Source organism: Streptomyces litchfieldiae (assembly GCF_031845365.1).
GTDB classification, from domain to species: Bacteria; Actinomycetota; Actinomycetes; order Streptomycetales; family Streptomycetaceae; genus Streptomyces; species Streptomyces litchfieldiae.
The window spans coordinates 204590-230848 of sequence record NZ_JAVREL010000013.1; the positions used below are offsets into that span (position 1 = coordinate 204590).

The following is a 26259-nucleotide window of genomic DNA, read 5'->3' on the forward strand; positions in this document are numbered from 1 at the left end:
TCGTGGGGGTACCTCCCAGGCCCCCGAGGGCCTGGGGGAGCCAAGGGCTCATCATCCGACAAGACCGACCGGACAGGACCCAACACTTGTCAGTGCCCGGCGCTTTACTGTCCCTCGTCGATGAGAGGACCAACCCGGACGGGGGTCGAGAGGCCATGGTGAGTGAGGTCACTCCGCCGCGCGAGGCGGCGCAGCGCAAGCGGGACGTGCTGCGGCGGCTGCGGGAGGACGTGGACGCCTGGGTGTCCACCGCGAGCCCGGACGGTGTGCCGTGCCTGGTGCCGCTGGCGTTCCTGTGGCACGAGGGAACGCTGGTGATGACCACGCGCGCGACCAATCCGACGGCGGTCAACGCGCGGAAGACCGGCCGGGCGACGCTCTCGCTGGGCCACACCCGCGATGTGGTGCTGATCGAGACGGAGGTCGACGTCATCGCGAACGAGGCCGTCACCGCCGCCGAGGGGGACGCCTTCGCCGCCAAGCACCAGTGGGACACCCGCGGCCGGCCGGAGTGGGCGTTCCTGCGCTTCCGGCCGGTGACGATCCGCGCCTGGCGCGAGGAGAACGAGCTGGCGGGCCGCCATCTGATGAAGGACGGAGTCTGGCTGGTGTGAGCCGGCCGGGGGCGGCGGGCCACGGCCGGCTCAGTCCGCGGCGACCACCGCCCCGGAGGGCTCGGGCATCTCCCGCAGGCGCGGGATCGGCGAGGGCAGGATCCACAGCACGCACAGCACGGCGCCCGCGGTGCCGATCCACAGGCCGGCGCCGAGGCCGAGGGTGGAGCCGAGCGCGCCGCCGGCCAGCGCGCCCAGCGGGCGGAAGCCGTGGTTGAGCATGCGGTAGGCGCCGGTGACCCGCGAGCGCAGGGCGTGCGGGATCAGGGCCGCCTGGAGCGCCCCGCCGGCGATGTCCACGAGCATCACGCCGACGCAGGAGAGGAATTCGGCCAGGCACAGCACGCCCATCACCAGCGGCGTCGGCCCGCCGGCCAGCGGGATGAGCAGGAGCGGCACGGTGAACCCCGCGTAGCCGAGCAGGACGGTGCGGCCGACGCCCAGCCGACGCACCACGGCGCCGGTGAGCGCCGCGCCGAGCAGCCCGCCGAGCGCGCCGACGCCGAGCGCGATGCCCAACAGGCCGGGGCCGAGGCCGAGTTCGGTGGTGGCGTAGAGGACGAAGAGGGTGTGGAAGATGAAGTTGAAGAACTGGAGCGTGCCGGACGCGGCGAACATGACCCGCATATAGGGATTGGCCAGCACCCAGCGCAGGCCCTCGGTGAAGTAGCCCTTGGCGGGCGCCGCGGGCGGGGGCTCGGCCGGGGCGACGCGGGTCAGGTACCCGGCGGAGAGCAGATAGGTCAGGCCGGTGGCCAGGAGGGCGAACGGCGCGGTGAGGAGCTGCACGAGGAAGCCGCCCGCGCCGGGGCCGCCGATGTTGGCGATGGCGCGGCTGCCGTTGAGCAGTGCCTGTCCCGGCACGAACTGGCCGGTGGGGACGAGCGAGACGAACAGCGTCGCGTTGCAGACGTCGAAGAGCACGGTCAGCGCGCCGATGGCGAGGGCGACGGCGTAGAGCTGGGCGAGGGTGAGCACGCCCAGGGCGTGGGCGAGGGGGATGGACGCGATCAGCAGGGCGCGGCCGATGTCGGTGGCGATCATGACGTGCCGCCTGCGGGCACGGCGGTCGGCCCAGGCGCCGGCGGGGAGGGAGAGCAGCAGCGCGGGCAGCAGCTCGGCGGTCTTCAGCAGGCCCATCTGCGCGGCGTCGGCGTCGAGGATGAGGACGGCGGCCAGCGGCAGCGCGATCAGCGATATCTGGTCGCCAGCCAGCGACACCGACTGGCCGGTCCAGTAACGGCGGAACGGCTTCTCCCGCAGCAGGACGGGAACGCGCGCGGCCAACCGGTTCACGCCGGCTCGCCCCGCTCCCCCGGCAGCGGGGCCTCGCGGGACACGAAGGCGACGCGCAGCACATGGACCGGCCGCGCGCCCTCCGGCCGCAGCGAGGCGTCGGCCGCCCGGTCCGCGTACCGGTCGACCAGCGCCCGGATCCCCTCGCGCAGTTCGATCAGCTCCTCGGGGGTGAGGTGGACCAGGTCGTCGCCGAACTCCTCCGCCTGCTGCCAGGCGGCCGGCAGCTCCGCACGGGTCTCGATGGCCCGGGTGACCCGCGCGAACCACCCCTCGGCCGCGACCGTGCTCAGCGCCGCGGCGGCCTCCGCGACCGCCGGGTCGTCGGAGTGGTCCGGCCAGGAGGTGTAACGCGCGGTGGCGCGCCACGGCTTCTCCCGCCCGGCGCCGCCCTCGGCCTGCTCGACCAGGCCGTACTTGGCGAGCATGCGCAGGTGGTAGGAGCAGCTCGCCACGGACTCGCCGACGAGCTCGGCGGCCTGGGTGGCGGTCAGCGGCCCGCCCTGGCGCAGCAGCCCGACCAGCCGCATGCGGGTGGGGTGGGCGTAGGCCCGCAGGGCCCGGGGATCCGTCAGATGCTTCTCGCGTTCGATCACGCGAGTAAAGGTATCTTTATAAAGTTTCCTTTAGCAAGACTCCTTTCTCAACGTTTCTTGTGCAAGTGCCTTGACGGTCAGGTCCCTTGGGCGGGACGTCGCCGGCCGCCCCTCAGCCACCACCTCCCCTTACGATGCCGCGCGGCCCCTCCGGCGTGGCGGCCACGGCCAGCGCGCCCTGCGCGTCCGTCCGCAGCACCGCGGCCCCCGCCGCCTCCAGGGCGGCCAGCGTGCGGGGAGCCGGATGCCCATACCGGTTGTCCGCCCCGCAACTGATGAGCGCGAGCCGGGGCCGCAGCCGGTCCAGCAGCGGCGGATGCTGCGCGGCCGAGCCGTGGTGGGCGACCTTCAGCACATCCACCGGCGGCAGCCCCGGGCGCGCCGCCAGCAGCCGCTCCTGGGCGGGCGGCTCCAGGTCGCCGGGGAGGAACACTGTCAGCGGCCCGGCCCGCACCAGCAGCGTGACGCTGGAGTCGTTGGGCCCCAGGCCGGCCGCCGCCGCGCCCGCCGGCGGCCACAGCACCTCCCAGCTCAGCTCGCCGCCGACGCGCCGCCGCTCCCCGGGCACCGCCACGCCCACCGGGACACCGGCGTCCGCCGCCACCCGGTCCACGAACTCCGCCTGCTCCGGGGTGTCCCGCACCGCCGAGGTCTGGATCGCCCCGACCGTCCGGCCGCGCAACGCGCCGGACAGACCGCCGACATGGTCGGCGTGGAAGTGGGTGAGCACCAGCAGGGGGATGTGCCGCACGTCCAGCTCCCGCAGACACCGGTCGACGGCCGCCGGCTCGGGACCGGTGTCCACGACCAACGCCTGGTGCGCCCCGGCGGCGATCACCAGCGCGTCGCCCTGCCCGACGTCGCACGCCACCAGGCTCCAGTCCGGCGGCGGCCAGCCGGTCAGGATCCGCACCAGCGGCGGCGGCCGCAGCACCGCCACCAGCAGGAGCAGCGCGCAGCAGGCGGCCAGCCAGGGGCGGCGCGGCAGCCGCCGGGCCAGCACCAGCACCGCCGGGGTGACGGCGGCCAGCAGCGCCGCGCCCCACCAGCCGCCCGGCCAGGCCAGCTCGGCGCCCGGCAGCTCCGCCCCGGTGCGGGCCACGGCGGCGATCCAGCGCGCGGGCCAGCCCGCCACCCAGACCAGGGCGGTGGCCCCGCCCGGCGCCAGGGGCGCGAGGACCATGGCGGCCCAGCCCAGGACGATGACCGGGGCGACGGCCAATCCGGCCAGCAGGTTGCACGGGATGGCCACCAGGCTGGTGCCCGCGGCGAACACCGTGATCACCGGCGCGCACACCACATGGGCGGCCCCCGCCGCGGCCAGCGCCTCGGCCGGCCGTTCCGGCACCCCGCGGCGGCGCAGCGCCAGGGCCCAGACCGGAGCCAGTGTCAGCAGCGCGCCGGTCGCCAGCACGGACAGCAGGAAGCCGAGCGAACGCGCCAGCGCGGGGTCGAGGAGGATCAGCACCAGCACGGCGGCGGCCAGCGCGGGCAGCAGCGACCGGCGACGGCCGGTGGCCAGGGCGAGCAGCGCGATCCCGGCGCAGGCGGCGGCGCGCAGCACGCTCGGCTCGGGGCGGCAGACCAGCACGAACGCCAGGACGAGCACGCCGCCGAGCACCGCGGTGGTGCGCAGCGGTATGCCCAGCCGGGCCGCCAGCCCGCGCCGCTCGGCCCGGGCGGCGGTCCCCGGGCTGCCCATGAACAGGCCCAGTACGATGGCCACTTGGCTGCCGGAGACCACGATGAGATGCGTCAGCCCGGTGTCCTGGACCGCCTCGTCCAGCTCCGGGGAGATGCCCGAGTCGTCGCCGATCACCAGCGCCGGCAGCAGGGCCCCGGCGTCGCCCGGCAGCGTCCCGGCCGCCTCCCGCAGCCCCGACCGGAGCCGGCCGGCGAAGCGCTGCCGGGCGCTGGGCCCGGCGGTGACGACCGGCGGCCCGGCCTCCGCCACCCGCAGCACGGCCGCGAGCTCCCACGCCCGCCCGGGCATCGGCCGCCCGACCCGGGCCTGGACCCGCAGCCGGGTGGAGGGCAGCAACGCCAGCCAGTCCCGGGCCCGTTCGGCCTCGACGATCACCAGCACCGAGCCGGCGAGCACGAACTCACCGCCGTCGCCGGTCACCACACGGGTCGCCTCGGCGGCCAGCAGCACGGGCCGCGGTCTCCGCCCGGCCGCGCCCGGGTCCGCCCGGGCCCGCGCCGGGTCGCCGGTGACCGTGATCTCCGCGGTCACCCGCTGCCCGGCGAGCCCCGGCAGCGGCCCGCCCCGCTCGACCGCCCCGCGCAGCCCCGCCACCGCGGCCCCGGCCGCCGCGCACAGCAGTGCCATGGCCAGCCCGACGGCTACCGCCCGGGCCGGTCCCCGCCCCGGCCGCCGCCGGGGCCACGCCAGGACCCCGGCCGCCACCAGGCAACAGGCCAGCACGCCGAGCGCCACCGCCGCGGGCGGGGCGTCCAGCGCCCAGGCAGCCGCCGCCCACGCCCCGGCGGCGGGCAGCACGAGCCGCAGATCGGCCGGGCCCTCCGGACGCGGCGAGCCCGGCTCCGGCCTGCCGCCCGGCCCCGCGCGCGCCGGGCGCCGAGCGCCGCCGGGGCGCTCAGAGGGTGACACGGTCCCTCAGATCCGCCAGCCGCCGCTCCCCGATGCCGGTGACCTCGCCGAGCTGGTCGATGGAGGTGAAGGGGCCGTGCTCCGTGCGGTAGGTGACGATGTGTCCGGCCAGAACCGGGCCGATCCCGGGCAGGGTGCCCAACTCCTCGGCGGTGGCGGCGTTCAGACTGACCGGACCGGCCGTCGCCCCCGGCGGACCGCCGGGCACCGGCGCGCGGGCCGGCTCGCCGCCGACCACGATCTGCTCGCCGTCCACCAGCACCCGGGCGCGGTTGAGCCCCCCGGTGTCCGCACCCGGCTCCCCGCCGCCCGCCGCCTCGATGGCGTCGGCCACTCGGGCACCGGACGGCAGCGTGTAGATGCCGGGCTCCACCACGTCCCCGGCCACATCGACGACGACTGTCGCCCCGCCGCCCGCCCCCGACGGGGACGCGGACGGGGACGGCTCCGCCCCGGGCACCGCGGCGGGCACCTCCGCCTCGGCCGACGCCCGCTCGGCGGCCGGCACCGCCCGGGGCCGCCCCGTCCAGTAGTGGTGCACGGCGAACCCGGCCGCGACCACCAGCACCAGGCACAGCGCGGCCAGCGTCCTTGGCTCCACCCCGCACCGCGGCCGGGCCCAGGCGGGCAGCCGCTCGGCCAGCGCCAGCCTGGCCCGCCGCAGCGGCGGCAACCGCCGCCCGCCCCCGGCACCCGGCTCGGCCGCCGGCTCACCGGGTGGCGCGCCCCCGGCCCCCGGCTCCACCAGCCGGGGCACGACCCGCCACCCCGTGACGCTCAACGCGCCGGTGGTGCAGCTCAGTTCGGCCGGGAACAGGGCCGCCGCACGCCGGCGCGCCGCCGCGCCCGACGCCGCGGCCCCGCCACGAGCGCTCCCACGACGAACGGTCCCACCACGACCGCCCCCGGCGTGGGCGTTCCCGCCGTGCACGGAACGGCCTCGGCCGGCCCGGCGGCCCGGCCCGGTACTCCCCCGGCCGACGGGTGCCCGGCCGGCCCTTGGCATGCGAACTCGCGTGATCTCCATGGCTCATGACCGTAGAAGCCGGACATGTTTCGGAACGACCCCCGCCCGAATCTGTGGATAACCGGCCTCCTGTGGACAACTCGGTCACCCACACGAGCAAGCACCGCACTCACCCGCCACAGCGGCACCACCACCCGGGTCGGCCCGGACCGCGTCAGCGCGGCGCGACCACCGCGCCCAGCAGCCCCGGCCCCGTGTGCGCCCCCAGCACCGCCCCCACCTCGCTGACGTGCAGCTCCACCAGCCCCGGCAGCCGCCCGCGCAACCGCTCACCGAGCTGCGCGGCGCGTTCCCCCGCCGCCAGGTGGTGCACGGCCACATCCACCGGCCCGCCGCCCGCGTGGTCCACGGCCAGCTCCTCCAGCCGCGCGATCGCCCGCGACGCGGTCCGCACCCGCTCCCGGGGCTCGATCCGCCCCTCGGCCAGCTCCAGCAGCGGCTTCACCGCCAGGGCCGAGCCGAGCAGCGCCTGCGCCGCCCCGATCCGCCCGCCGCGCCGCAGATGCTCCAGGGTGTCCACATAGAAATAGGCGCGGGTGGACTCCGCGCGCTTCACCGCCGCCGCCACCGCCTCGTCCGGGTCGCCGCCCGCCGCCGCGGCCTCCGCGGCGGCCAGCACGCTGAACCCCAGCGCCATCGCGATCATCCCGCTGTCCACGACCCGCACCGGCACCGGCGCCGTCCGGGCCGCCACCACGGCCGCGTCGTGCGTGCCGGAGATCTCGGAGGACAGGTGCAGCGAGACGATGCCGCCCGCCCCCGCCTCGGCCGCCGCCCGGTAGGCCGCGGCAAACATCTCCGGGCCGGGCCGCGACGTCGTCACCGGCAGCCGCTGGTTCAGCGCCTGCGTCAGCCGCCGCGCCGCCTCACCGGTGCCGTCCAGCAGCGCCTCCCCGCCGAGCACCACCGTCAGCGGCACCACGGTGATGCCGTGCCGCTCCACCGCCTCCCGCGGCAGATAGGCCGTGGAATCGGTGACGATGGCGACGGAACGGGGCATGCCACGGAGACTAGCGGAGCGCACGGAACGCGTCGGCCACGGCCGGATACCGGATGGCCGGCGGCCCGATACCGGACACCCGGCCTACTCCGTTCCCTCCGCGTCCGGCTTGCGCAGCCCCGGGATCGGGCGCGACGCCCCGGGCCCGGGCGGCTCCACGGCCTCGCCCGCCGCGCGCCCCGGCTCCCCGGCCGCGCCGTCCGCCGCGTCCACCGGCGCCCAGTGCCGCAGCGCGCTCGCCTCCATGTCGATCTGCCGCTGCAGCGCCTCGAGTTCCTCCGCGCCGTGCCGCCGGGCCCGGTCCTGCGCGGCGAGCCGCAGCGCGTCGGCCGATTGCCGGATCCGCTCCGCCCGGCCGCGCAGCTCCGGCAGCCGCGCGGCGATCCGCGAACGGTCCGGCTCCCCCGACATCAACGCGCCCAACTCGCCGTCCAACTGCCGGAAATGCCCGTCCAACTGATCGAACAGCGCCAGCGCCTCGCCCAGCGCCGGGTCCTCGGCCGAGCCCTGCCGCAGCGCGCCGCGCGTGCTGTCGACACTCGCTCGCAGCTCCTTCCGGGTGCGCGCGACCTCGCCCACCACACCCGGCTGGGCGGCCCGCGCCGTCAGCGCGGCATCGCTCAGCGAACGGCGCACCTCCCGCCCGGCACGCTCGATACGGCACTTGGCGGCCCGCACCCCGCGCACCACCAGCGCCACGAACACCGCGAACATCACCAGGGACAGCGCGAGCAGGGCGAAAGCTATCTCCATGAACCCAGAGTAGGACCCCGGGGGCTCATGTCACCGAAAACGGCCGCGCGCCACCCCGGACCTCGACGCGATCAGTCCGGGGGGCACAACGCGATCAGGCCGGAACGATATTGACCAGCTTCGGCGCCCGCACGATCACCTTGCGGATCTCCGCACCGCCCAGCGCCTCCACGATCGCCGGCTCGGCCAGGGCCCGGGCCTCCAGGTCCGCCTCCGTCACCGTCGGCGCCACCTCCAGCCGGGCCCGCACCTTGCCCCGGACCTGGACCACGCACGTCACCGTCTCGTCCACGGCGTAGGCCGGGTCGGCGACCGGGAAGTCCCGGGTCGTCACGCTGTCCTCGTGCCCCAGCCTGTGCCACAGCTCCTCGGCCAGGTGCGGCGCCAGCGGGGCGACCAGCAGGACCAGGGTCTCCGCCGCCGCCCGCGGCACCGGACTGACCTTGGTGACGTGGTTGTTCAGCTCGGTGATCTTGGCGATGGCCGTGTTGAAGCGCAGCGCCTCCAGATCCTGCGTCACCCCGTCGATGGCCTTGTGCATCGCGCGCAGCGTGGCCTCGTCCGGCTCCTCCTCGACGACCGCCAGCTCACCGGTCGCCTCGTCCAGCACGTTCCGCCACAGCCGCTGCAGCAGCCGGTACTGGCCGACGACCGCCCGCGTCTCCCACGGCCGGGAGACGTCCAGCGGGCCCATCGCCATCTCGTACAGCCGCAGCGTGTCCGCGCCGTACGCGGCGAAGATCTCGTCCGGCGAGACGACGTTCTTCAGGGACTTGCCGATCTTGCCCAGCTCGCGGCTGACCGGCTGCCCCTGGTACGTCCAGCCGCCGGACTCGGTCTCCTCGACCTCCGCCGCGGGCACCGGGAAGCCGCGCTCGTCGCGGTAGACGTACGCCTGGATCATGCCCTGGTTGAACAGCTTGTGGTACGGCTCCGCCGACGAGACGTGCCCCAGGTCGAACAGCACCTTCTGCCAGAACCGCGCGTACAGCAGGTGCAGCACCGCGTGCTCCGAGCCGCCGACGTACAGGTCCACGCCGCCGGTGGACATGCCCTCGCGCGGGCCCATCCAGTACCGCTCGACCTCGGGGTCGACCAGCTTCTCGTCGTTGTGCGGGTCCAGATAGCGCAGTTGGTACCAGCACGAACCGGCCCAGTTCGGCATGGTGTTGGTCTCGCGCCGATACCGCCGCGGCCCGTCGCCCAGGTCCAGAGTGACGTTCACCCACTCCTCGTTGCGGGACAGCGGCGTCTCCGGCTGCGTGTCCGCGTCGTCCGGGTCGAACGTGCGCGGCGCGTAGTCGTCGACCTCCGGCAGCTCCAGCGGCAGCATCGACTCGGGCAGCGGATGCGCCACGCCGTCCTCGTCGTAGACGATCGGGAACGGCTCGCCCCAGTACCGCTGGCGGCTGAACAGCCAGTCCCGCAGGCGGAAGTTGACCGTGCCCTCACCCACGCCGCGCTCCTCCAGCCAGGCGTTCATCCGCGCCTTGGCCTCCGGAACGGTCAGCCCGTCCAGGGAGATGGAGTCGCCGGTGGAGTTGACCAGGCGGGCGTCGCTCGCGTTGAACGAGTCGTCCCACTCCGCCGGGTCCGTGCCGCGCCCGTCGATCGGCTCGACGACACAGCGCATCGGCAGCTCGAAGGCGCGCGCGAACGCGAAGTCGCGGCTGTCGTGCGCCGGAACGGCCATGATCGCGCCGGTGCCATAGCCCAGCAGCACGTAGTCGGCGATGAAGACGGGGATCCGCTCTCCGTTGACCGGGTTGACGGCGAAGGCGCCGGTGAAGACGCCCGTCTTCTCCCTGGCCTCGGCCTGCCGCTCCACATCCGACTTGGCCGCGGCCTGCTTGCGGTACGCCGCGACCGCCTCGGCCGGGGTGGCGTGCCCCCCGGTCCACACCGTGTGCGTGCCCTCCGGCCAGACGGCCGGAACGATCGTGTCGATCAGCTCGTGCTCGGGCGCCAGCACCATGTAGGTCGCGCCGAACAGCGTGTCCTGGCGGGTGGTGAAGACGGTGACCGTGCCACCGTCGCCCTCATCCCCCACGCGGAAGTCCAGCCGGGCGCCCTCCGAGCGGCCGATCCAGTTCCGCTGCTGCAGCTTGATGGCCTCCGGCCAGTCGACCGTGTCCAGATCGTCCAGCAGCCGGTCGGCGTAGGCGGTGATCCGCATGTTCCACTGGCGCAGCTTGGCCTTGAACACCGGGAAGTTGCCCCGCTCGGAGCGGCCGTCCGCGGTGACCTCCTCGTTGGCCAGCACGGTGCCCAGCCCCGGGCACCAGTTGACCGGCGCGTCCGAGGCGTAGGCCAGCCGGTGGCCGCTCAGCACGTCGGCGCGCTCGGCGGCGGACAGCTCACTCCAGGGGCGCCCGTCGGGAGTCGAGCGCTCCCCGCTCTCGAACTGCGCGACCAGCTCCGCGATCGGTCGCGCCCGGCCGGCCTCGCGGTCGTACCAGGCGTTGAAGATCTGCAGGAAGATCCACTGGGTCCAGCGGTAGTAGTCCGGGTCGATGGTGGCGAACGAACGCCGCATGTCGTAGCCCAGCCCCAGCCGGCGGAGCTGCGTCCGGTAGGTACGGATGTTCGCCTCGGTGGACACCCGGGGGTGGGTGCCGGTCTGCACCGCGTACTGCTCGGCCGGCAGCCCGAACGCGTCGAAGCCCAGGGTGTGCAGGACGTTGTGCCCGGTCATCCGCTGGAAGCGGGCGTACACGTCGGTGGCGATGTAGCCCAGCGGGTGGCCCACGTGCAGCCCCGCCCCCGAGGGGTAGGGGAACATGTCCATGATGAACTTCTTGGGCCGGGCCGCCGTCTCCGGGTCGTCCGCCAGGTCCCCGCTCGGGTTCGGCGTCTGGTACGTGCCGTGCCGCTCCCAGTAGTCCTGCCAGCGTGCTTCGATCTCCGCGGCCAGGGCGGCGTCGTACTTGTGTGTCTCGCTCATCGTCTTCGAAGCTCCATCAGTCGTCATCCGCCACGCCATGAAAAAACCCCTCGCACAGGAGGGGTCGGCCGCGCTGATGTCGTGTCCGTGATCAGCGCGGCCGCGTAAGCAGAAGGCGTACGGCACGCATGGCCTCAGGGTAGCGCACCCGCCGCGGCCGTCGCGGGCGGAATCCCTTGGGCGACCGGCCCGCCGGGCACGCTAGGGTGGCGCCTCCCCGGGGCGTCCCGGCCGTGCCGCCGGTCCCCCACACCGGCCCGGGGGGAGGCTGATCCGCCCTGAACCGCGTCGCCGTCCACGTCCGCCGCCGCCTGCCGCTCGTCCTCGCGCTGTGCGCGGCCGTCGCCACCCTCGCGGCGGCGGCCCCGTTCGGTCCCCCGCCGGACCGGGGCCCCACGCCGCTGGCCCGGGACGCGGAGGCCGTGGTGGCCGCCGGTGCCGAGGGGGTCGCGGCCGTGCTCACCACCCCGGACGGCGCGGAGGCGACCGATACGCGCCTGTCCGCCGGCGCGCACTACCGCGCGGGGAGCACCACCAAGGCGTTCCTCGCCACGGTCGTGCTCCAACTCGTCGGCGAGGGACGGCTGTCGCTGGCGGACCCGGTGTGCGAGCCGCTGCCCGGCGTGGTCACCGGCAACGGCCACGACGGCTGCCGCGTCACCCTGCGCCAGCTCCTCCAGCACACCAGCGGCCTGCCCGACTACACGGCCGTCCCCGGCGCCTTCCCCGTCGCGCGCTCCCCCGAGTCCTATCGCGCGCACCGCTTCGACCACCGCGACCCGGCCGGTCTGGTCGCCGCCGCGCTCACCCGCCCGCCCGCGTTCGCGCCCGGCACCGGCTTCGCGTACTCCAACACCAACTACCTGCTGGCCGGCATGATCGTCGAACGGGTCACCGGCCGCTCCTGGCGCGCGGAGGTCACCGACCGCGTCATCCGCCCGCTGGGCCTGACCGGAACGTTCCTGCCGGGCGACGACCCCGCCCTGCCCGCCCCGTACGCCCGGGGCCGGGAGACGTTCCCCGGCGGCGACCGGCCGACCGACACGACGCTGCTCAACGGCACGGCCGCGGGCGCCGCCGGCGAGCTGGTCACCACCGCGCGCGACCTCAATCGCTTCCTCACCGCACTGCTCGGCGGGGAGCTGCTGGCCCCGGCCGAGCTGGCCGCGATGCGGGACACCCGGCCCGTTCCCGGCGCCCCGGGCCATGGCTACGGCCTCGGCCTCGCCGCCGCCCCGCTGAGCTGCGGCGGCTCCTACTGGCACCACGACGGCACCACCCTCGGCTTCACCGGCGCCAACGGGGTCACCGCCGACGGCACCCGCGCCGTCACCGTCTGGACCAACGGCCACGACAGCGCCGACCCCGCCCGGCAGGCCCGGGTGGAGGCGGCGATGAGGGCCCTCGTCGATCACGCTCTGTGCGGAGACTGACCCTGCATATACCCCATATGCCCGATATGCTCGGTTCAGCCGTTATGCCCGTCTGACCTGACCGCGTCACACGGTGATCGGGACCGGGCCAGACCGAGGCCGACTTCTCGTCATGTCGGGCCGCCAGCCTCGCGGGGATCCACCGACGAAACCGCGGAGGCCGAAGTGAAGACGGTGAGGAACGTGAGCAACGTGAGCAACTGGCGTACCACGGCGATGGGGGCGGCGCTCGGCTGCCTGGTCCTGGTGCTGACGCAGACCGTGGCACACGCGGACGAGGGGCCGGACGTCATCGCGCACCGCGGCTCCTCGGGCATGGCGCCGGAGAACACCGCCGCCGCGATCAACCTGGCCATCCGGCAGGACGCCGACTTCGTCGAGATCGACGTGCAGCGCACGCGCGACGGCCGGCTGGTCAACTTCCACGACTGCACCATGGAGCGGACGACCAACGTCGAGGAGGTCTTCCCCGGCCGCGACAGCTACCGCGTCTCCGACTTCACCTGGGCGGAGCTGCGCCAACTGGACGCCGGGTCCTGGTTCCACGAGAAGTACGCGGGCGAGCGGCTCATCACCGTCGAGGACGTGATCTCCCGGGTCGACGGCCGCACCGGCCTGCTCGCCGAGCTCAGCCCCTGCGCCCACTACGAGGGCCTGGCCGAGGACTTCGCCGAGACCCTGGAGGACAGGCCGCGCTACCTCCGCCGGGCCCTGGCCGCCGGCGAGCTCGGCGTCCAGTCCTTCCAGCTCGACGACGCCACCGACTTCCACACGCTGCTGCCCGAGGTCCCGATCGGCTTCCTCGACGCCGACCGCCCGACCGACGACGAACTGCGCACCCTGAGCACCTGGGCCGACCAGGTGAACCCGCAGTTCACCGTCACCGACCAGGCGCTGGTGGACCGCGTCCACGAGCTGGGCATGTCCATCAACGTCTGGACAGTGAACGAGCCCGGCGCCATGCGCAGGATGGCCGGCCTCGGCGTCGACGGCATCATCACCGACTTCCCGCAGTCCCTCACCCAGTCTTAAGCCCTCCAGTTCTCGGTGGCGCGCCGATCACCCGGCATCGGTCTCGGGCGCAAGCTGACCGAGTGGGGCTCGCAGCCCGTTAAGGATCTGATCGATGTGCCGCTCGGCCTCCCGCGGGTCGAGCGGCAGGTGGCCGACGAGGAGTCGGTACCAGTAGGGGCCGAAGAGCAGGTCGACCGCGTGCTCCAGGTCCAGGTCGGGGCGCAGTTCGCCGCGGTCGCGCCCCCGGCCGAGGATGGCCGCGACGACCTGGCGGCGCGTGGCGACCCAGGCGCGGAAGGGCCGCTCGAAGCCGGGGTCGAGCTGGGCCTCGGCCATCAGTCCGCGCAGCGCGCGGACCCGCAGCGGGTGGTTGACAACGTCGTAGAGCTCGGCGGTGTAGGCGACGAGGTCGTCGCGGACGCTGCCGGTGTCGGGTTCGGGCATGCGCTGGGCCACGGTGTGCGTGTACGCGTCCATGACCAGCTCGGCCTTGGAGTCCCACCAGCGGTAGATGGTCGTCTTGGCGGCGCCCGAGCGCCGGGCGATGCCCTCGATCGTCACGCCTTGATAGCCGTGTTCCTCCAGGATGTCGGCGGCGGCGGTCAGAACCGCCTGCCGCGCTTCCCGACCCCGCGGCGCCCAGCCCCGGCCCTTGGCACAAGGCCCTGACCGCCGAGATCACCGACCCCGCCGACACCGTCCTCGTCGGTCACAGCCTCGGCGGCGACGCCATCCTCGGGCTCCTCCAGCACCACGACCACGAGCGGGAAGCCCCCTTCGCGGGCGCGCTGCCGGTGACCACCCCCGCCGTCGAGGTGGGCTATGACGCACTCGCCCCGTTCTTCGACGGCGGGTTCGTCTGGGAGGGCGTTCGGCTCACCGCCCGGCAGTTCCGCGCCCTGATCGCCGTCGACGACCCGGTGCTGACCCCCGACCCGATCGATCACGCGCGTCTCTACACCTCGAAGCTGGGCGCGAAGGTCCTGCTCACCCCCGAATGCGTCCACTTCAGCCGCTTGCGGAACCGCACCGAACTGCACGAGGCCGTCACCCTGGTCAACGAGATCCTGCCGGACGCCCGATGACCACACCTCGCCGCTGGAAGCTCTGGCTGACCACCCTCGTCGCCCTTTACGTCCTCCTCCTCGCCCTGACCACCCTGACCCGCCCCCTCCTCGCCCCCCTCCCCAAACCCCTCGCCCTGGCCCTCCTCCTGCCCGTCCTCACCTCCCTCATGACGTGGATCGTCATGCCCCGCCTCACTCAGGTGCTCGCCCCCTGGCTCCACCGCTGACCATCCGCGCGGCGACGAACGCCCCGGCGCCGCTCACGGGTGAACGCGGCCGGCCAGACGGGTTGACGCGCGATGGCTCCCGCGGACGACGCCTCGACGGTGGCCCTCGACCCGCGAGCCGCCGTGCACGGCGCGGTCTCCATGCGGGTCAACCAGCCCGATCAGCACTGGCCCCCGCTGGAGGAGCAGGTCGATCGCTTCCTTCGCAAGCTCGTGGGGACATCACCGGCTCTCGACGACACAACGGGCGAGTAGTCACATGCCCGGGCCGGCGGCCACGTGGTGCGCACAGGCTTTGTGCCGGCTACGCCCATCGCGGGTTCACCCGGCAGTTGGTGTGGAGGTATCGGGCACTGCCGTTCGTGAAGTCGTAGAGCGCGACCGTCTGGGTGTCCTCCAACGAATCCGCCGGCGGCATCAGGAAATGCGTCTCGCTCACCGGAAGCAACTCATATCCGATGCGATCCGGCTTCCGGAGGAACTGAGCCTGCGTCGGGTCGAGGACCAGGGTCAGGTACAGCTTTCCGCCCTCGGCCGACACCTCGTACCGTGCGCCGGGGCGCCCGTAGGCGCCCACGTATCTGGACGGGTCGAGTTCCAGCGTCGTATCCGGTGCGGGCAGGTCCGGGATGGTGACCGTGCCGAGGTCGGTGAGGATCTCGTTGAACACCTGACGGTAGAAGCTTTCCCGCGGTCCGCCGTTCGTCAGCATCGTGATGGCGGTATTGGAGTCCGGCAGGAGCCGCAGCCGGGCGTTCTGGCCGATCGTGCTGCCGTCGGTCGCGAAGACGGTTTCGCCGTGCCAGTCGCACACGATGAGGCCGAGCGCCCACTGCGGCCCGAACATGTATGGATCCGGCACGGGCACCCGCGAACGCATCATCTCTCGAACGCTTTCGGCCGAGACAATTCGCCTTCCGCCCGGCGCCGTGCCCTCGTTGAGCAGAACGTGCGCCATCGTGAGCACATCCCGGGTCGTCGAGGTGATGTTGCCGCCGGGGCCGAAGGCACGCGGCAGGTGGTCCACCGGTGTGACGATGGGGCCCTCCTCCGGGGACCGGATCAGGTGCCCGGTCGCGGCCCGGGTTTGGTCCACCCGCTCGCGCCAACTGCTCGTGCTGGTCAGGCCCATGGGATCGAAAAGACGGTCCCGCATGACGTCGTCCCAGCGTTTGCCGTCGTACACCTCCAGGATCCGCGCGAGAATCGCGTAACCCAGCGCCGCGCTGTAGCCGTGGGTATGGCCCAGCGGGAAAACCTGGGGCGCGTCCGCGATGTTCTCGACCATGCGCTCGTAGACGTCGTCGTCTTCCCCGGGATCGCCGTAGGCCTCCTCAATACCGTTTGTGTGGTCCAGGAGCTGACGAGGGGTGACCTTGGCGCCTGCCTCGGAATCGGCCACCGTGAAACCGGGCAGGTAGGTCCGCACCGGCTCGTCCAGATCGACTTTCCCCTCGTCGACGAGCTGCATGAACGCCAGCGCGGTCCACGTCTTGGTCATGGAGCCGCACTGGTAAACGGTGTCGGGCGTGGCGGGTGCCCGCGTTTCCACGTTGGTGACACCGACCGCGAACTCCGCCAGCTCTCCGTCGTGGAGAACCCCGATCGCGGCACTCGGGATCCCGCACGTCGCCAGGAGTTCGGCGACCCGGGCCCGGAGCCGCGGTATGTCGATCCTCGTCACGGGAGACCGACCGCGTTCGCGGCATCCGCCTCGAAGTACTCCGTCGTGGCATGGGCACCGGCGTGCGCCTCGAAGAAGTCCCGAACACCGTCGATGGACTCGTGGGCGATGATGTTCACCGCCCTGGCCCCGTCCTTGCTCGCGACCGCCAGCTTCCACGTGGCGCCCCTGGGGAGCTTGGCGTGCGCCTTCTTCAGGCCGCTCCAGAACTTGCCTTCGTCCGAGACGGTCGACACGGCCATCACATGCATCGTCGCTTCCTCTCTCTTTCCGGATGAGAAAAAGCTACGTTGCGTTTCAGGCAGCGTCAACGAAATGCAGCCACAAAACACGAGCTAGACAGCAATCGTTGCAACAAGATTGTGGCTAAATGCAACTACGTCAACCGGGCCGTTGCAATGTACTGTTGATGAACGCAAGGAGAGGAGGCGCGCCGGTGCCAGGAGGCAGGCTGACCCACGAGGACCGCCGGCGGATCGCGGCGTGGCTGGCCGACGGGCTCGGGTACGCCGAGATCGGCCGACGGCTCGGCCGGCCGACGTCCACGATCAGCCGCGAGGTCGCACGCAACGGCGCACCCGGCGACTACCTGGCCGACCACGCGCAGCAGGCCGCCGACCACCGTGCCCACCGGCGCAAGCCGGCCCGGCCCGCCCGGCCGACGGCCGACGAGCAGCGCACCGAGGAGGAGCGCGACTTCGTGGACGCGTTCGCGAATCAACTCGCCGCGACCGGCCTGCCCCGGATGACCGCCCGGGTGTTCGTCTGCCTGCTCACCGCTGACGCCGGCGGCCTGACCGCCAGCGACCTGGTGCGCCGACTCCAGGTCAGCGCGGCGTCGGTATCCAAGTCCATCGCCGCCCTCGAAGCCATGGAACTGGTGCTGCGCCAGCCCGATCCCGGCGGGCGCCGCGAGCGGTACGTCATCGACGACGACGTCTGGCTCCGGGCGTGGCAGGCCGACACCGGAGCACACGGCGAGATCGCGACCGCCGCCGCGCGAGGCATCGAGATCTTCGGCGCCGAAACGACCGCCGGCACCCGGCTCGGCAAGATGGGCCAGTTCTTCGCCCAGCTCAGCGAGCAGATGAGCGGCAGCACCCTCGCCGAGACCGTCGTGTACGACGCGCTGACGGTGCTCGCCGCCCTCGTGCACGCCGGTCGACCGCTCACACTGGGCGCGCTGGCCACCGGGCTCGACTGGCCCCGGGACCGGGCCGCCGCCGCCCTGGACGCGATCCAGCGTCAACCGGCCATCGCCGATCCCCTCGCCCTGCGGGCCATCGGGCCCGAGACGTACACCGTCACCACGAGACCGGACCGCCTGAGCCCGGCGCAACGCGAGGCGCTCAGAAGTGAGTCCGTCAGGTGACCGACGCGAACGCCCTCACGTACCGCTCCGGGCCGAGGACCACACGCCGAACCACTGCTCGGCGCCGTACTCGTCGAACCGCTCCACCTCGGTGAACCCCAGCTTCGCCGCGAGGCGCATCGCACGGTCGAGCGCCACCGATATGGGTGCCCACCTCCGGCGATGCGAACAACTCGATGAACGCCGCCCGGTCCCGGGCCTCGGACTCGCGGAGCACGAGCCGCTCGGTCCTTGTCGGGGCGGGTGGCCAGGCGACGGGTCCGAGTTCAGCCATGGCCGACAACCTATCCGCACGAGGTGTCCGGGGGGCCCGGACACCTCGGCCTCTTGCGGCGCGCTGGTCCGGCAGCGAACGCTTGCACCTGAAAGCAGGGAGGAACTCCATGCGCGTCCGGCATGCCCGATGCCGGATCGGACGGCAAGACGAGAGGGCTACCGGGGGTGGCTGTGCTGGTGACCGAGTTGAGTACCGAGTTCGTACCGGCGGCGGAACGGTTCGAGCTCTACGAGGACATCGCGGCGCGGTCCCATCCGCGCAACCGGCTGCGCAGTGACCACCGCGACGACTTCCGGGCCCGGATACGCGTCCTCGACCTCAGGGATGTGCAGTTATCCGTCCTGAGCCACCCCCACCTGGAGGTGGTGCGCACCGCGAAGCTGATACGGCAGTCCCCACCGAGCACTTCACACCACCGCGGACAAGGTGTCCTCGTTCGTTCTCCACATCCCCCGGGCGCTGCTGCCCCTGCCCGACCGGACGCTCCAGCGGCTGACCGCCGTCCCCTTCCCCGCCCGCCAGGGCATGGCCGGGGTCCTGTCCCGATGGCTCAACGACCTCAACGCCCGTGCCCACGAGCTCACTCCGGCCGACGTCCCCACCCTGGCCTCCATCACCACCGACCTCCTCGCCTCCCTCCTCGGCCGCCTCCTCCACACCGAGAACCTCCTCCCGCCCGAGGCCCGCAGACGCGCCCTCCAGGCGCAGATCCGCGACTTCATCCGCGAACACCTCGCCGACCCCGCACCGCGCACACGAGCCGTCCAGGCCATCGCCACCCGGTGGGGCCTCACCGACGCCGCCCACTTCAGCAGACTGTTCCGCGCCACCTTCGGCATGCCGCCCAGGCACTACCGGCACCAGGCCATCGGGGTCAACGCCCTGCCGGGGTCAACGGGCGACACGAGGAAGCGATGACCGCGGACGGTTGATCTCGTTCCCGCGCGCGTGCGGTGGCTCAAGGCCGTTACGTGTCCTGCCCGTTGCCGGGGGTGTCGCACAGCGCGTGGTCGACGAGGTCACTGGCGGCTCGCTCCTGTCGGAGTGTGTTGTCGGGCGAGTCGCTCAGGGCGGTGGACATGGAAACGGTGACGGTGCGGCTGCCGTCGCCGGTGGCGCCGTTCAGGGTGATGTAGCCGCCCTCGCCGCCCTCGTGGCTCCAGTAGCTGCCGCCGCAGGACAGGGGCCGGCTGACCAGGCCGAGGCCGTAGCGCCCGTCCGGCCAGTACACCTGGAGCTCCTCGTTGACCGGGACGGTGTCCTGCATCTCGGCCAGTCGTGCCGGGGACAGCAGCTCGCCGCCGAGCAGAGCCTGGAAGAAGCGGTTGATGTCCGCGGTGGTGGAGACGTAGCCGCCGGGGTCGGGGATGATCTCCTCGGTGACGTCGACCCGTTCGCCGGAGGGGAAGACCTGGTAGCCGTTGGCGTGCGGGCGGCGGAGTGTGGGAGTGCTGCCCGCCAGATAGGTGCGGTCCATGCCGAGCGGTTTCAGGATCCGGTCCTCGATCTCCTGGTGCCACGGGCGACCCGTGATCTTCTCGACGATCATGTCGAGCAGGACATAGCCGGTGTTGGAGTAGCTCCACCCCGTGCCGGGCGGGAAGTCCGGGCGGTGCCTCATCGCCTGTTCGACGATCTGCTCGGGTGTGTAGGTGTCGTACCGGCGCTCGTAGTACTCCTGCGGGGTGGTGAAGCCGGGGATGTCGTCGTGGATTCCGCTGGTGTGCTGGAGGAGTTGGCGGATGGTGATCCGGCGTCCGTCGTTGCCGTTGCCGTCCACCAAGCCGGGCAGCCAGTGGTCCACCGTGTCGTCGAGCGCCAGCCTGCCCTCGTCGACCAGTTGCAGGACCACGGTGGCCACCAGCGCCTTGCCGGTGCTGGCCATCCGGAAGTAGCCGTTGCGGGGCACCGGACGGTCCGTGCCCACCTCGGCGACGCCGCTGGTGGCGACCAGGTCCCGGCCGGCGCCGGTGGTCACCCGTGCCTGGACGCCGGTGATCCCCAGCGCGTGGATGGCGTCGGTGTCCCGGCGCAGGTCGTCCTGCCCGTACCCGGGCGCGGGCGCTTCGTGCGCGCCGGCCGGCAGTTGGATGGCAGCTGCCACGCCGGCGGTGACGAGGGCGGCGGCCAGCCACCGTTTGCCGGGCAGCGGAGCGACGATCGGGTTGGTGAATGTCATGCCGCCCACGCTAGGTAAGCGCCGGGTCGCGGATCGCTGCCACGGGCTCCCGAAGGAAAGCTACAGCTACCTGTAGTGCCGCGGAATCGTCCGATACCTAGGGTGAATCGCGTGGGGCCTCCCACAACCTCCTTGTACGACAGAGGAAAGCGGGACAAGTGCTCGGCGTTGCGCGTGCGTGGTGGCTCAGGATGTGGCGCGGTGGGCGTTACCTGCTGGGCACCTTGGTGACCGCGGCGGTGACGCTCGCCGCGGCGCCCCTGCTGTGCGTTCCGTCGCTGGCACAGCCCTGGGCGGAGCGGCATCGCCGGCGCGCCGGGGCGCTGCTGGGACGGCCGGTCGAGCCGCGTCCGCGCGCCGCCCGCCGCAACCTTGTGTGGTTCCTGACGCACGTGGTCACCGGTCTGCCGGCGGGCGCCCTGGCCCTGCTCTTCCTGGGCACCCTGCTACTCACCCCCGTCATCACGGTGTTGTGGTGGGCCTTTCCCTCGGCGCCGTGGCTGCCCCTGTTCAGCGTTCGCATCACCGGCTGGGGCACCGCGTTGTCGCTCGGCCTGGTGAACGTCGTGTTCCTGGCGGCACTGGCCGCCCTCGCCCTCCCGCCGCTCGCCCGAGCGCACGCCCGGTGCTGCCTCGCGGTCCTGGCGCCATCGCCCGCGGAGCAACTGGTCGAACGAGTCACCGAACTCGCCCGGACGCGCACAGACGTCCTCCAGGCGCACAGCGCGGAACTCCGCCGGATCGAACGAGACCTGCACGACGGCACCCAGGCCCGGCTCGTGGCCATCGCGATGCGGCTCGCCGTGGCCGGCGAAAGCCTCTCCAACGACCCCGACGCGGCCGCCGTTCTGGTCCGGCAGGCCCACGCCGAGACCGAGGACGCGATGACCGAGCTGCGCTCCGTCATCCGCACCATCTATCCCCCGGTGCTGGCCGACCAGGGCCTCTCCGGCGCGCTCAGCACCCTGGCCACCAGGGCCGGGGTGCCGACCCGCATCGACATCGGCCCGCTCGGTGAGATCCCCGCGGCGGTCGAAGCGGTCGCCTACTTCGCCGTCACCGAGGCACTGGCGAACATCGCCCGGCACAGCCGGGCCACCAGGGCCTCGGTTCGCGTCACCCGCGACGGCGCGCTGCTCCGCGCGGAGATCGCCGACAACGGGACCGGCGGAGCGGACCCCGCCCGCGGATCCGGCCTGGACGGAATGCGCCGCCGCGCCGCCGCTCTGGACGGCACCATGGAGATCAGCAGCCCGCCGGGCGGGCCGACCGTCATCACCGTGGAGCTGCCGTGCGCGTAGCGATCATCGAGGACAACGTCCTGCTGTCCTCCGGGCTGGAGCTCCTGCTCAACTCCCAGGGCTTCGAGGTCGTCGCGATCGCGGCCGACGCCCCCGGCTTCCTCACCGCCGTCGAGACCCACCGACCGGACGTCACCATCGTGGACGTGCGGCTGCCCCCGACCTTCCGCGACGAGGGCATCCGGGCCGCGGTCCAAGCCCGCCGCGACCACCCCGGGCTTCCGGTCCTGGTCCTGTCGCAGTACGTGGAGCAGGAATACGCGGGCCGCCTCCTCGCCGACGCCCGGGGCGGCATCGGGTACTTGCTCAAGGACCGGGTGAGCCGCGTCGCGGAGTTCACCGACGCACTGCGCCGCGTGGCCGGCGGCGGCACCGCCATGGACCCCGAGGTCATCGCCCAACTCCTCGCACGCGGCGACCCCGTCGACGCCCTGACCGCACGCGAGCGCGAGGTCCTCGCGCTGATGGCCGAGGGCCACGACAACGCGACCATCGCCCAACGGCTCGTCGTCACCGAGAACGCGGTCCACAAGCACATCGGCAACGTCTTCCTCAAACTCGGCCTGTCGGCGGGCGACAGCGGCCACCGCCGCGTCCGCGCGGTACTGGCCTACCTTCGCCGCCACGGCGGCACCGCGCTGGACCCGACGGCACCGCACCCACTGGCCTGAACGGCGCACCATGAGGTCAGGCCGCGGCTGTCGCCGGAGCCGATGTACATGCCGGGGCGCTTGCGCACGGCCTCAAGTCCTTCGGGGACCATCAGGTGCTGCGCGGTGTCGTCGGGGCCGTCCGCGCGATCAGATGTCGAGGAAGCGCACGTCCTTGGCGTTGCGCTGGATGAAGGTGCGCCGGGCCTCGACGTCCTCGCCCATCAGGACGGAGAAGAGGGCGTCGGCAACGGCCGCGTCGTCGAGGGTGACCTGGCCCAGGACACGGTGGTCCTGGTCCATGGTCGTGGTGCGCAGTTCCTCGGCGTTCATTTCGCCCAGGCCCTTGAACCGCTGGACGGAGTCGTCCTTGACCCGGCGGCCGTCCCGCCGGCCCCGTTCCAGCAGTACGTCGCGTTCGCGGTCGGAGTAGGCGTACTCCACGTGGTCCCGGCCCCACTTGATCTTGTAGAGGGGCGGGCGGGAGAGGTAGATGTGCCCGTGCTCGATCAGCGGCCGCATGAAGCGGAACAGGAAGGTCAGCAGCAGGGTGTTGATGTGCTGGCCGTCGACATCGGCGTCCGCCATCAGAATGATCTTGTGGTACCGGAGCTTCGCGATGTCGAAGTCCTCGTGAACGCCCGTGCCGAACGCGGAGATCATCGACTGGACCTCCTGGTTGTGCAGGATCTTGTCGATACGGGCCTTCTCGACGTTGAGGATCTTGCCGCGGATGGGCAGGATCGCCTGGTACCGCGGGTCGCGGCCGGACTTGGCCGAGCCGCCGGCGGAGTCGCCCTCGACGATGAAGATCTCGCACCGCGCCGGATCGCTGGACTGGCAGTCGGACAGCTTGCCCGGCAGGGCCGCTGATTCGAGCAGGCCCTTGCGGCGGGTCAGGTCCCGTGCCTTGCGGGCCGCCAGCCGGGCGGTGGCCGCCTGCGTCGCCTTGCGGACGATGTCGGCCGCCTCGTTGGGGTTGCTGTCGAACCAGTCCGTCAGGTGCTCGTGCACCACCTTCTGCACGAACGTCCTGGCCTCGCTGTTGCCCAGCTTGGTCTTGGTCTGGCCCTCGAACTGCGGCTCACCCAGCTTGACCGAGATAATCGCGGTCAGCCCCTCGCGGATGTCCTCACCCGTGAGGTTGCCGTCCTTCTCGCGCAGCAGCTTCCTCTCGCGCGCGTACCGGTTGACGACCGTGGTCAGCGCCGTGCGGAAGCCCTCCTCGTGGGTGCCGCCCTCGTGGGTGTGGATCGCGTTGGCGTAGGAGTAGACGCTGTCGGCGAACTGGCTGTTCCACTGCAGCGCGACCTCCACCGACAACAGCCGCTCGGTGTCTTGGGCGGCGATGGAGACGACGGAGGGGTGGACCGGCTCCCCCTTGCGGGTATTGAGGTAGGCGACGAAGTCGCTGATGCCGCCGTCGTAGCGGTAGGAGACCGTCTTCGCCGCCTGCTCCCCGGCGGTGTCCGGACCCGCTTCGTCGGCCGCGGCCGTCGCGCGGGCCGACTCGCGCTCATCGGTGAGAGTCAGGGTCAGCCCCCGGTTGAGGAAGGCCATCTCCTGAAACCGCCGGGCCAGCGTCTCGAAGGAGTACTCGGTGGTCTCGAAAATGCCGCCGTCCGCCCAGAACGTCAGAGACGTGCCCGTCTTCGAGGTGGCCTCGTGGCGGGCCAGCGGCGCGGTCGGCATCCCGTCCTTATACTCCTGGGTCCACCGGTGGCCGTCGGTCCAGATCTCCGCCGACAGCCTCGCCGAGAGCGCATTGACCACCGACAGACCCACACCGTGCAGACCGCCGGACACGGCGTACCCGCCACCCCCGAACTTACCGCCCGCGTGCAGCACCGTCAGCACCACCTCGACGGCCGGCCTCTTCTCCAGCGGATGCATGCCGACCGGGATGCCGCGCCCGTTGTCGATCACGCGCACGCCGCCATCGGCCAGGATCGTCACATCGATCCGGTCGGCCACTCCGGCCAGCGCCTCGTCGACCGAGTTGTCCACGATCTCCTGCACCAGATGGTGCAGACCCCGCTCACCCGTGGAGCCGATGTACATACCGGGCCGCTTGCGTACCGCGTCCAGCCCGTCCAGGACGGTGATCGCGGCGGCGTCATACGCGGCAGACCCGGCATGGCCGTTCTGCTCGGCGCCGGAACTCTCGGGGGCGGCGTGAGTGCCGGAAGTAGTCACAAAGCTCTCTTTTCGGGCACGGCAAACCAGGCTCCCACGCACCACGGCGCGAGAGCGGTCGGATCGCTGGACGGAAAACCTGGCGCGGGCAGGCCGAAGAAGACCCTCGTAACCCGCGGATCCCGGCGCCGAGGAGGCGGCGAGACGCTCCCCAGGATACCGAAAGCCCCGCGTGGATCTGGGGCAAGATGCCCATCAGGTGCCCACCTCGCCGCCGTTGAGTCTGACGGTCAATCCCCCCTGCTCGATCGGCGGGAAAATCCCGGAGAGAGGCACACGAGGGCTTTCTGAGCGTTCCGGGCGCCGGGCTACAGGAGCTTTCTCGAGCGTTGGTGGAACGAGACCGGCGCGACGGGCCCCGTCGCGGTGGCGGACGCCGCGCCGCTGCACCCGGCCACGCACTGCGCCGTCTTGGCGTCACCCCTGGAGCGGCTCGGGTTCCGGCGGGCTCACCGACGTGTGCCCATCGGTGAGCCGAGGCAGGAGGACCCGGAAGGTGGCGCCCTGGCCGGGGGACGAGTCGACCTTCACCTCGCCCGCGTGCGCGGTGACGAGGGAGTGGACGATGGCCAGGCCGAGGCCGGCGCCGCCGGTGGCGCGGGTGCGGGAGGTGTCGGCGCGGTAGAAGCGTTCGAAGATACGGCCGCTCTGTTCCGGGGTGAGGCCGGGGCCCTGGTCGGTGACCTCCAGAACGGCGTGGTCGCCGACCGTGCCGACGCCGATGCGGATGGGCGCGCCGGGGGGTGTGTGGGTGACGGCGTTTCCGACCAGATTGGTGACGACCTGGCGCAGGCGGGCCTCGTCGGCGAGGGCCGGCGCCGAGGCGGGCGGGCCGTCGCCGGTCGGGCCGCTGAGGGTGACAGTGCGGGTCGGGTCGAGGGCTGTCACGTCGTGGAGGGCGTCGGCGGCAAGAGTGCGGAGGTCGGTGGGGGCGAGGTCGAGGCCGGACGGGAAGCCCGGCGCCGCGGCCTTCAGCGCGTGCTCGTCGAGGCGGGCCAACAGAAGCATGTCGTTGACGAGCCGGGTGAGACGTTCGGACTCGCGGGCGATGCGGGACATCGTGGCGTCGGTGTCCTCGCGTCCCGCGAGGACACCCATGCGGTGGAGGTCGGTCAGGCCCTTGATGCCGGCGAGCGGGGTGCGCAACTCGTGGCTGGCGTCGGCGACGAACCGGCTCATCCGCACCTCGGACTCGGCGCGGGCGGCGAAGGCGATTTCCAACTGCCCGAGCATGCCGTTCAGCGCCGCGGCCAGGCGGCCCATCTCCGTACTCGGGCCGGCCAGTTCGGGGACCCGGCGGGAGAGGTCGCCGCCGGCGATCTCGGCGGCGGTCTGTTCGATGCGGGCCAGGGGGCGCAGCCCGGACCGGACCGCGAACCAGCCGGCCACGGCGAGGAGCGCGAGCAGGCCGAGGCCGGCGCTCTGGTAGATCCGCCACATGCGGCCCACCGTGCCGTCCACGTCGGCCATCGACATCGACACGACCACGCTGCCGGGGGCGGATCCGGAGACCCTGGGCACGGCGATTACCCGCCAGCGCGTGTCGCCCATCGTGCTGCCGACGGTGAACGGGCGGCCGTCGCGGTCGATGACCGCGACAATCCACAAATGGGTCAGTATTGACACGCCGCCAAAGGGTCAGACTTCAACCGTCGCCGAGAGGCCCCTGGCCTGTGGAGCCAAGGAGAATTGAACTCCTGACCTCTTGCGTGCCATGCAAGCACAATCGCGGCGAAGCCTGCCCCTGCCGTGATGGTCGCTGCTGCTGCCGCCCATCTATGGAGTTGCACCGCTGCCCCCTCCTGGTTCTGCGTCCTGCTGTCGCTCTCCATCCGTTGTGACCGGGCTCCCCGGCCCCGTCGCGCAACCGGTGTGAGCGCGCCTGCGGGGCGGCCGCCCGGGTGAGCACGTCGGCCGTCCGTCCCGAGCCCGAGAGGGTGGCCGTCCGCAGGCGGATGCCAGCCGCTGCCCAGGCGTCGGGTGGCCGGCCCGGCGGTGGTCGGGGTGGCCTGGAC

General features: G+C 72.7%; 24 protein-coding genes and 1 pseudogene. 10 read left to right on the forward strand and 15 right to left on the reverse strand.

The genetic code is table 11. From position 1 onward, the window contains the following. The first annotated feature begins 155 nt into the window (after positions 1-155). Positions 156-614, forward strand: a complete 459-nt coding sequence (locus RM590_RS22245) for a pyridoxamine 5'-phosphate oxidase family protein (RefSeq protein WP_311706428.1) — start codon at positions 156-158, stop codon at positions 612-614. Between the two features lie 30 nt (positions 615-644). Here the strand turns inward: RM590_RS22245 and RM590_RS22250 are convergent, their stop codons facing one another. The 7 genes from RM590_RS22250 to leuS form a co-directional block, all read right to left on the reverse strand. Continuing rightward, entirely contained in the window at positions 645-1910 is a 1266-nt protein-coding gene (locus RM590_RS22250) for an MFS transporter (protein WP_311706429.1), read from the reverse strand. Beyond that, positions 1907-2506, reverse strand: a complete 600-nt coding sequence (locus tag RM590_RS22255; RefSeq protein ID WP_311706430.1) for a winged helix-turn-helix domain-containing protein — start codon at positions 2504-2506, stop codon at positions 1907-1909. The genes RM590_RS22250 and RM590_RS22255 overlap by 4 nt, the downstream gene beginning before the upstream one ends. A gap of 112 nt (positions 2507-2618) precedes the next feature. Then, entirely contained in the window at positions 2619-4838 is a 2220-nt protein-coding gene (locus tag RM590_RS22260; protein WP_311706462.1) for a ComEC/Rec2 family competence protein, read from the reverse strand. 268 nt (positions 4839-5106) lie between these two features. Beyond that, positions 5107-5901, reverse strand: coding sequence for a ComEA family DNA-binding protein (locus RM590_RS22265; RefSeq protein ID WP_311706431.1), 795 nt, complete (start codon positions 5899-5901; stop codon positions 5107-5109). Positions 5902-6301: 400 nt separating this feature from the next. Continuing rightward, positions 6302-7147 (reverse strand): DegV family protein, encoded by an 846-nt coding sequence (locus RM590_RS22270; protein ID WP_311706432.1) that lies wholly within the window; start codon positions 7145-7147, stop codon positions 6302-6304. Positions 7148-7231: 84 nt separating this feature from the next. Then, on the reverse strand, positions 7232-7900 hold the full coding sequence (locus RM590_RS22275; RefSeq protein WP_311706433.1) for a hypothetical protein: 669 nt from the start codon (positions 7898-7900) through the stop codon (positions 7232-7234). A 94-nt stretch (positions 7901-7994) separates the two neighbouring features. Then, positions 7995-10844 carry a leucine--tRNA ligase gene (gene leuS, locus RM590_RS22280; protein WP_394813934.1) on the reverse strand — a complete coding sequence of 950 codons (2850 nt, stop codon included), beginning with the start codon at positions 10842-10844 and terminating at the stop codon, positions 7995-7997. Positions 10845-11269: 425 nt separating this feature from the next. Between leuS and RM590_RS22285 the strand changes: the two genes are divergently transcribed. Together RM590_RS22285 and RM590_RS22290 are read left to right on the forward strand one after the other, a co-directional pair. Then, positions 11270-12277, forward strand: a complete 1008-nt coding sequence (locus tag RM590_RS22285; protein ID WP_311706435.1) for a serine hydrolase domain-containing protein — start codon at positions 11270-11272, stop codon at positions 12275-12277. A 192-nt stretch (positions 12278-12469) separates the two neighbouring features. After that, positions 12470-13309 carry a glycerophosphodiester phosphodiesterase gene (locus RM590_RS22290; protein WP_311706436.1) on the forward strand — a complete coding sequence of 280 codons (840 nt, stop codon included), beginning with the start codon at positions 12470-12472 and terminating at the stop codon, positions 13307-13309. A 27-nt stretch (positions 13310-13336) separates the two neighbouring features. Here RM590_RS22290 and RM590_RS22295 read toward each other — a convergent pair whose 3' ends face one another. Then, positions 13337-13897, reverse strand: coding sequence for a TetR/AcrR family transcriptional regulator (locus RM590_RS22295; protein ID WP_311706463.1), 561 nt, complete (start codon positions 13895-13897; stop codon positions 13337-13339). A 188-nt stretch (positions 13898-14085) separates the two neighbouring features. Here RM590_RS22295 and RM590_RS22300 point away from each other — a divergent pair, with 188 nt between their 5' ends. The 3 genes from RM590_RS22300 to RM590_RS22310 all read left to right on the forward strand — a co-directional run bounded on the left by RM590_RS22300 (position 14086) and on the right by RM590_RS22310 (position 14840). Then, positions 14086-14376, forward strand: a complete 291-nt coding sequence (locus tag RM590_RS22300) for a hypothetical protein (protein ID WP_394813935.1) — start codon at positions 14086-14088, stop codon at positions 14374-14376. Next, positions 14373-14585, forward strand: a complete 213-nt coding sequence (locus tag RM590_RS22305) for a hypothetical protein (RefSeq protein ID WP_311706437.1) — start codon at positions 14373-14375, stop codon at positions 14583-14585. The genes RM590_RS22300 and RM590_RS22305 overlap by 4 nt, the downstream gene beginning before the upstream one ends. A 72-nt stretch (positions 14586-14657) precedes the next feature. After that, positions 14658-14840, forward strand: a complete 183-nt coding sequence (locus RM590_RS22310) for a hypothetical protein (RefSeq protein WP_311706438.1) — start codon at positions 14658-14660, stop codon at positions 14838-14840. A gap of 49 nt (positions 14841-14889) precedes the next feature. Here RM590_RS22310 and RM590_RS22315 read toward each other — a convergent pair whose 3' ends face one another. Next, a complete protein-coding gene (locus RM590_RS22315; RefSeq protein WP_311706439.1) occupies positions 14890-16269 on the reverse strand; it encodes a serine hydrolase domain-containing protein in 1380 nt (459 codons plus the stop codon). Continuing rightward, positions 16266-16511 carry a hypothetical protein gene (locus tag RM590_RS22320; RefSeq protein WP_311706440.1) on the reverse strand — a complete coding sequence of 82 codons (246 nt, stop codon included), beginning with the start codon at positions 16509-16511 and terminating at the stop codon, positions 16266-16268. The genes RM590_RS22315 and RM590_RS22320 overlap by 4 nt, the downstream gene beginning before the upstream one ends. Before the next feature lie 194 nt (positions 16512-16705). On the opposite strand from RM590_RS22320, the gene RM590_RS22325 reads away from it, so the two are divergent. Continuing rightward, on the forward strand, positions 16706-17641 hold the full coding sequence (locus RM590_RS22325) for a MarR family transcriptional regulator (RefSeq protein ID WP_311706441.1): 936 nt from the start codon (positions 16706-16708) through the stop codon (positions 17639-17641). A 15-nt stretch (positions 17642-17656) separates the two neighbouring features. Here RM590_RS22325 and RM590_RS36040 read toward each other — a convergent pair whose 3' ends face one another. Together RM590_RS36040 and RM590_RS36045 are read right to left on the reverse strand one after the other, a co-directional pair. Then, entirely contained in the window at positions 17657-17779 is a 123-nt protein-coding gene (locus tag RM590_RS36040) for a hypothetical protein (RefSeq protein ID WP_394813938.1), read from the reverse strand. Beyond that, a pseudogene (locus tag RM590_RS36045) lies at positions 17760-17915 on the reverse strand (GNAT family N-acetyltransferase); the annotation flags it as partial. The gene RM590_RS36040 and the pseudogene RM590_RS36045, both read right to left, overlap by 20 nt. A gap of 429 nt (positions 17916-18344) precedes the next feature. On the opposite strand from RM590_RS36045, the gene RM590_RS22335 reads away from it, so the two are divergent. After that, on the forward strand, positions 18345-18836 hold the full coding sequence (locus RM590_RS22335) for a helix-turn-helix domain-containing protein (protein WP_311706442.1): 492 nt from the start codon (positions 18345-18347) through the stop codon (positions 18834-18836). Positions 18837-18885: 49 nt separating this feature from the next. On the opposite strand, the gene RM590_RS22340 is transcribed toward RM590_RS22335, so the two are convergent. Beyond that, a complete protein-coding gene (locus RM590_RS22340; protein WP_311706443.1) occupies positions 18886-20097 on the reverse strand; it encodes a serine hydrolase domain-containing protein in 1212 nt (403 codons plus the stop codon). Positions 20098-20288: 191 nt separating this feature from the next. Between RM590_RS22340 and RM590_RS22345 the strand changes: the two genes are divergently transcribed. After that, positions 20289-21398, forward strand: coding sequence for a sensor histidine kinase (locus RM590_RS22345; RefSeq protein ID WP_311706444.1), 1110 nt, complete (start codon positions 20289-20291; stop codon positions 21396-21398). Beyond that, positions 21389-22069, forward strand: coding sequence for a response regulator transcription factor (locus RM590_RS22350; protein ID WP_311706445.1), 681 nt, complete (start codon positions 21389-21391; stop codon positions 22067-22069). The genes RM590_RS22345 and RM590_RS22350 overlap by 10 nt, the downstream gene beginning before the upstream one ends. Before the next feature lie 129 nt (positions 22070-22198). Here RM590_RS22350 and gyrB read toward each other — a convergent pair whose 3' ends face one another. Both gyrB and RM590_RS22360 read right to left on the reverse strand, forming a co-directional pair. Beyond that, positions 22199-24244, reverse strand: coding sequence for a DNA topoisomerase (ATP-hydrolyzing) subunit B (gene gyrB, locus RM590_RS22355; protein ID WP_311706446.1), 2046 nt, complete (start codon positions 24242-24244; stop codon positions 22199-22201). A gap of 417 nt (positions 24245-24661) precedes the next feature. Continuing rightward, on the reverse strand, positions 24662-25870 hold the full coding sequence (locus RM590_RS22360; protein ID WP_311706447.1) for a sensor histidine kinase: 1209 nt from the start codon (positions 25868-25870) through the stop codon (positions 24662-24664). Between the last annotated feature and the right edge of the window lie 389 nt (positions 25871-26259).

Coding starts and splice junctions, on each gene's coding strand:
- RM590_RS22245 (WP_311706428.1), top strand. CDS start 156: ATGGTGAGTGAGGTCACTCCGCCGCGCGAGGCGGCGCAGCGCAAGCGG.
- RM590_RS22260 (WP_311706462.1), bottom strand. CDS start 4,838: ATGGCACTGCTGTGCGCGGCGGCCGGGGCCGCGGTGGCGGGGCTGCGC.
- RM590_RS22270 (WP_311706432.1), bottom strand. CDS start 7,147: ATGCCCCGTTCCGTCGCCATCGTCACCGATTCCACGGCCTATCTGCCG.
- RM590_RS22275 (WP_311706433.1), bottom strand. CDS start 7,900: ATGGAGATAGCTTTCGCCCTGCTCGCGCTGTCCCTGGTGATGTTCGCG.
- leuS (WP_394813934.1), bottom strand. CDS start 10,844: ATGAGCGAGACACACAAGTACGACGCCGCCCTGGCCGCGGAGATCGAA.
- RM590_RS22305 (WP_311706437.1), top strand. CDS start 14,373: ATGACCACACCTCGCCGCTGGAAGCTCTGGCTGACCACCCTCGTCGCC.
- RM590_RS22310 (WP_311706438.1), top strand. CDS start 14,658: ATGGCTCCCGCGGACGACGCCTCGACGGTGGCCCTCGACCCGCGAGCC.
- RM590_RS22320 (WP_311706440.1), bottom strand. CDS start 16,511: ATGGCCGTGTCGACCGTCTCGGACGAAGGCAAGTTCTGGAGCGGCCTG.
- RM590_RS22340 (WP_311706443.1), bottom strand. CDS start 20,097: ATGACATTCACCAACCCGATCGTCGCTCCGCTGCCCGGCAAACGGTGG.
- RM590_RS22345 (WP_311706444.1), top strand. CDS start 20,289: ATGTGGCGCGGTGGGCGTTACCTGCTGGGCACCTTGGTGACCGCGGCG.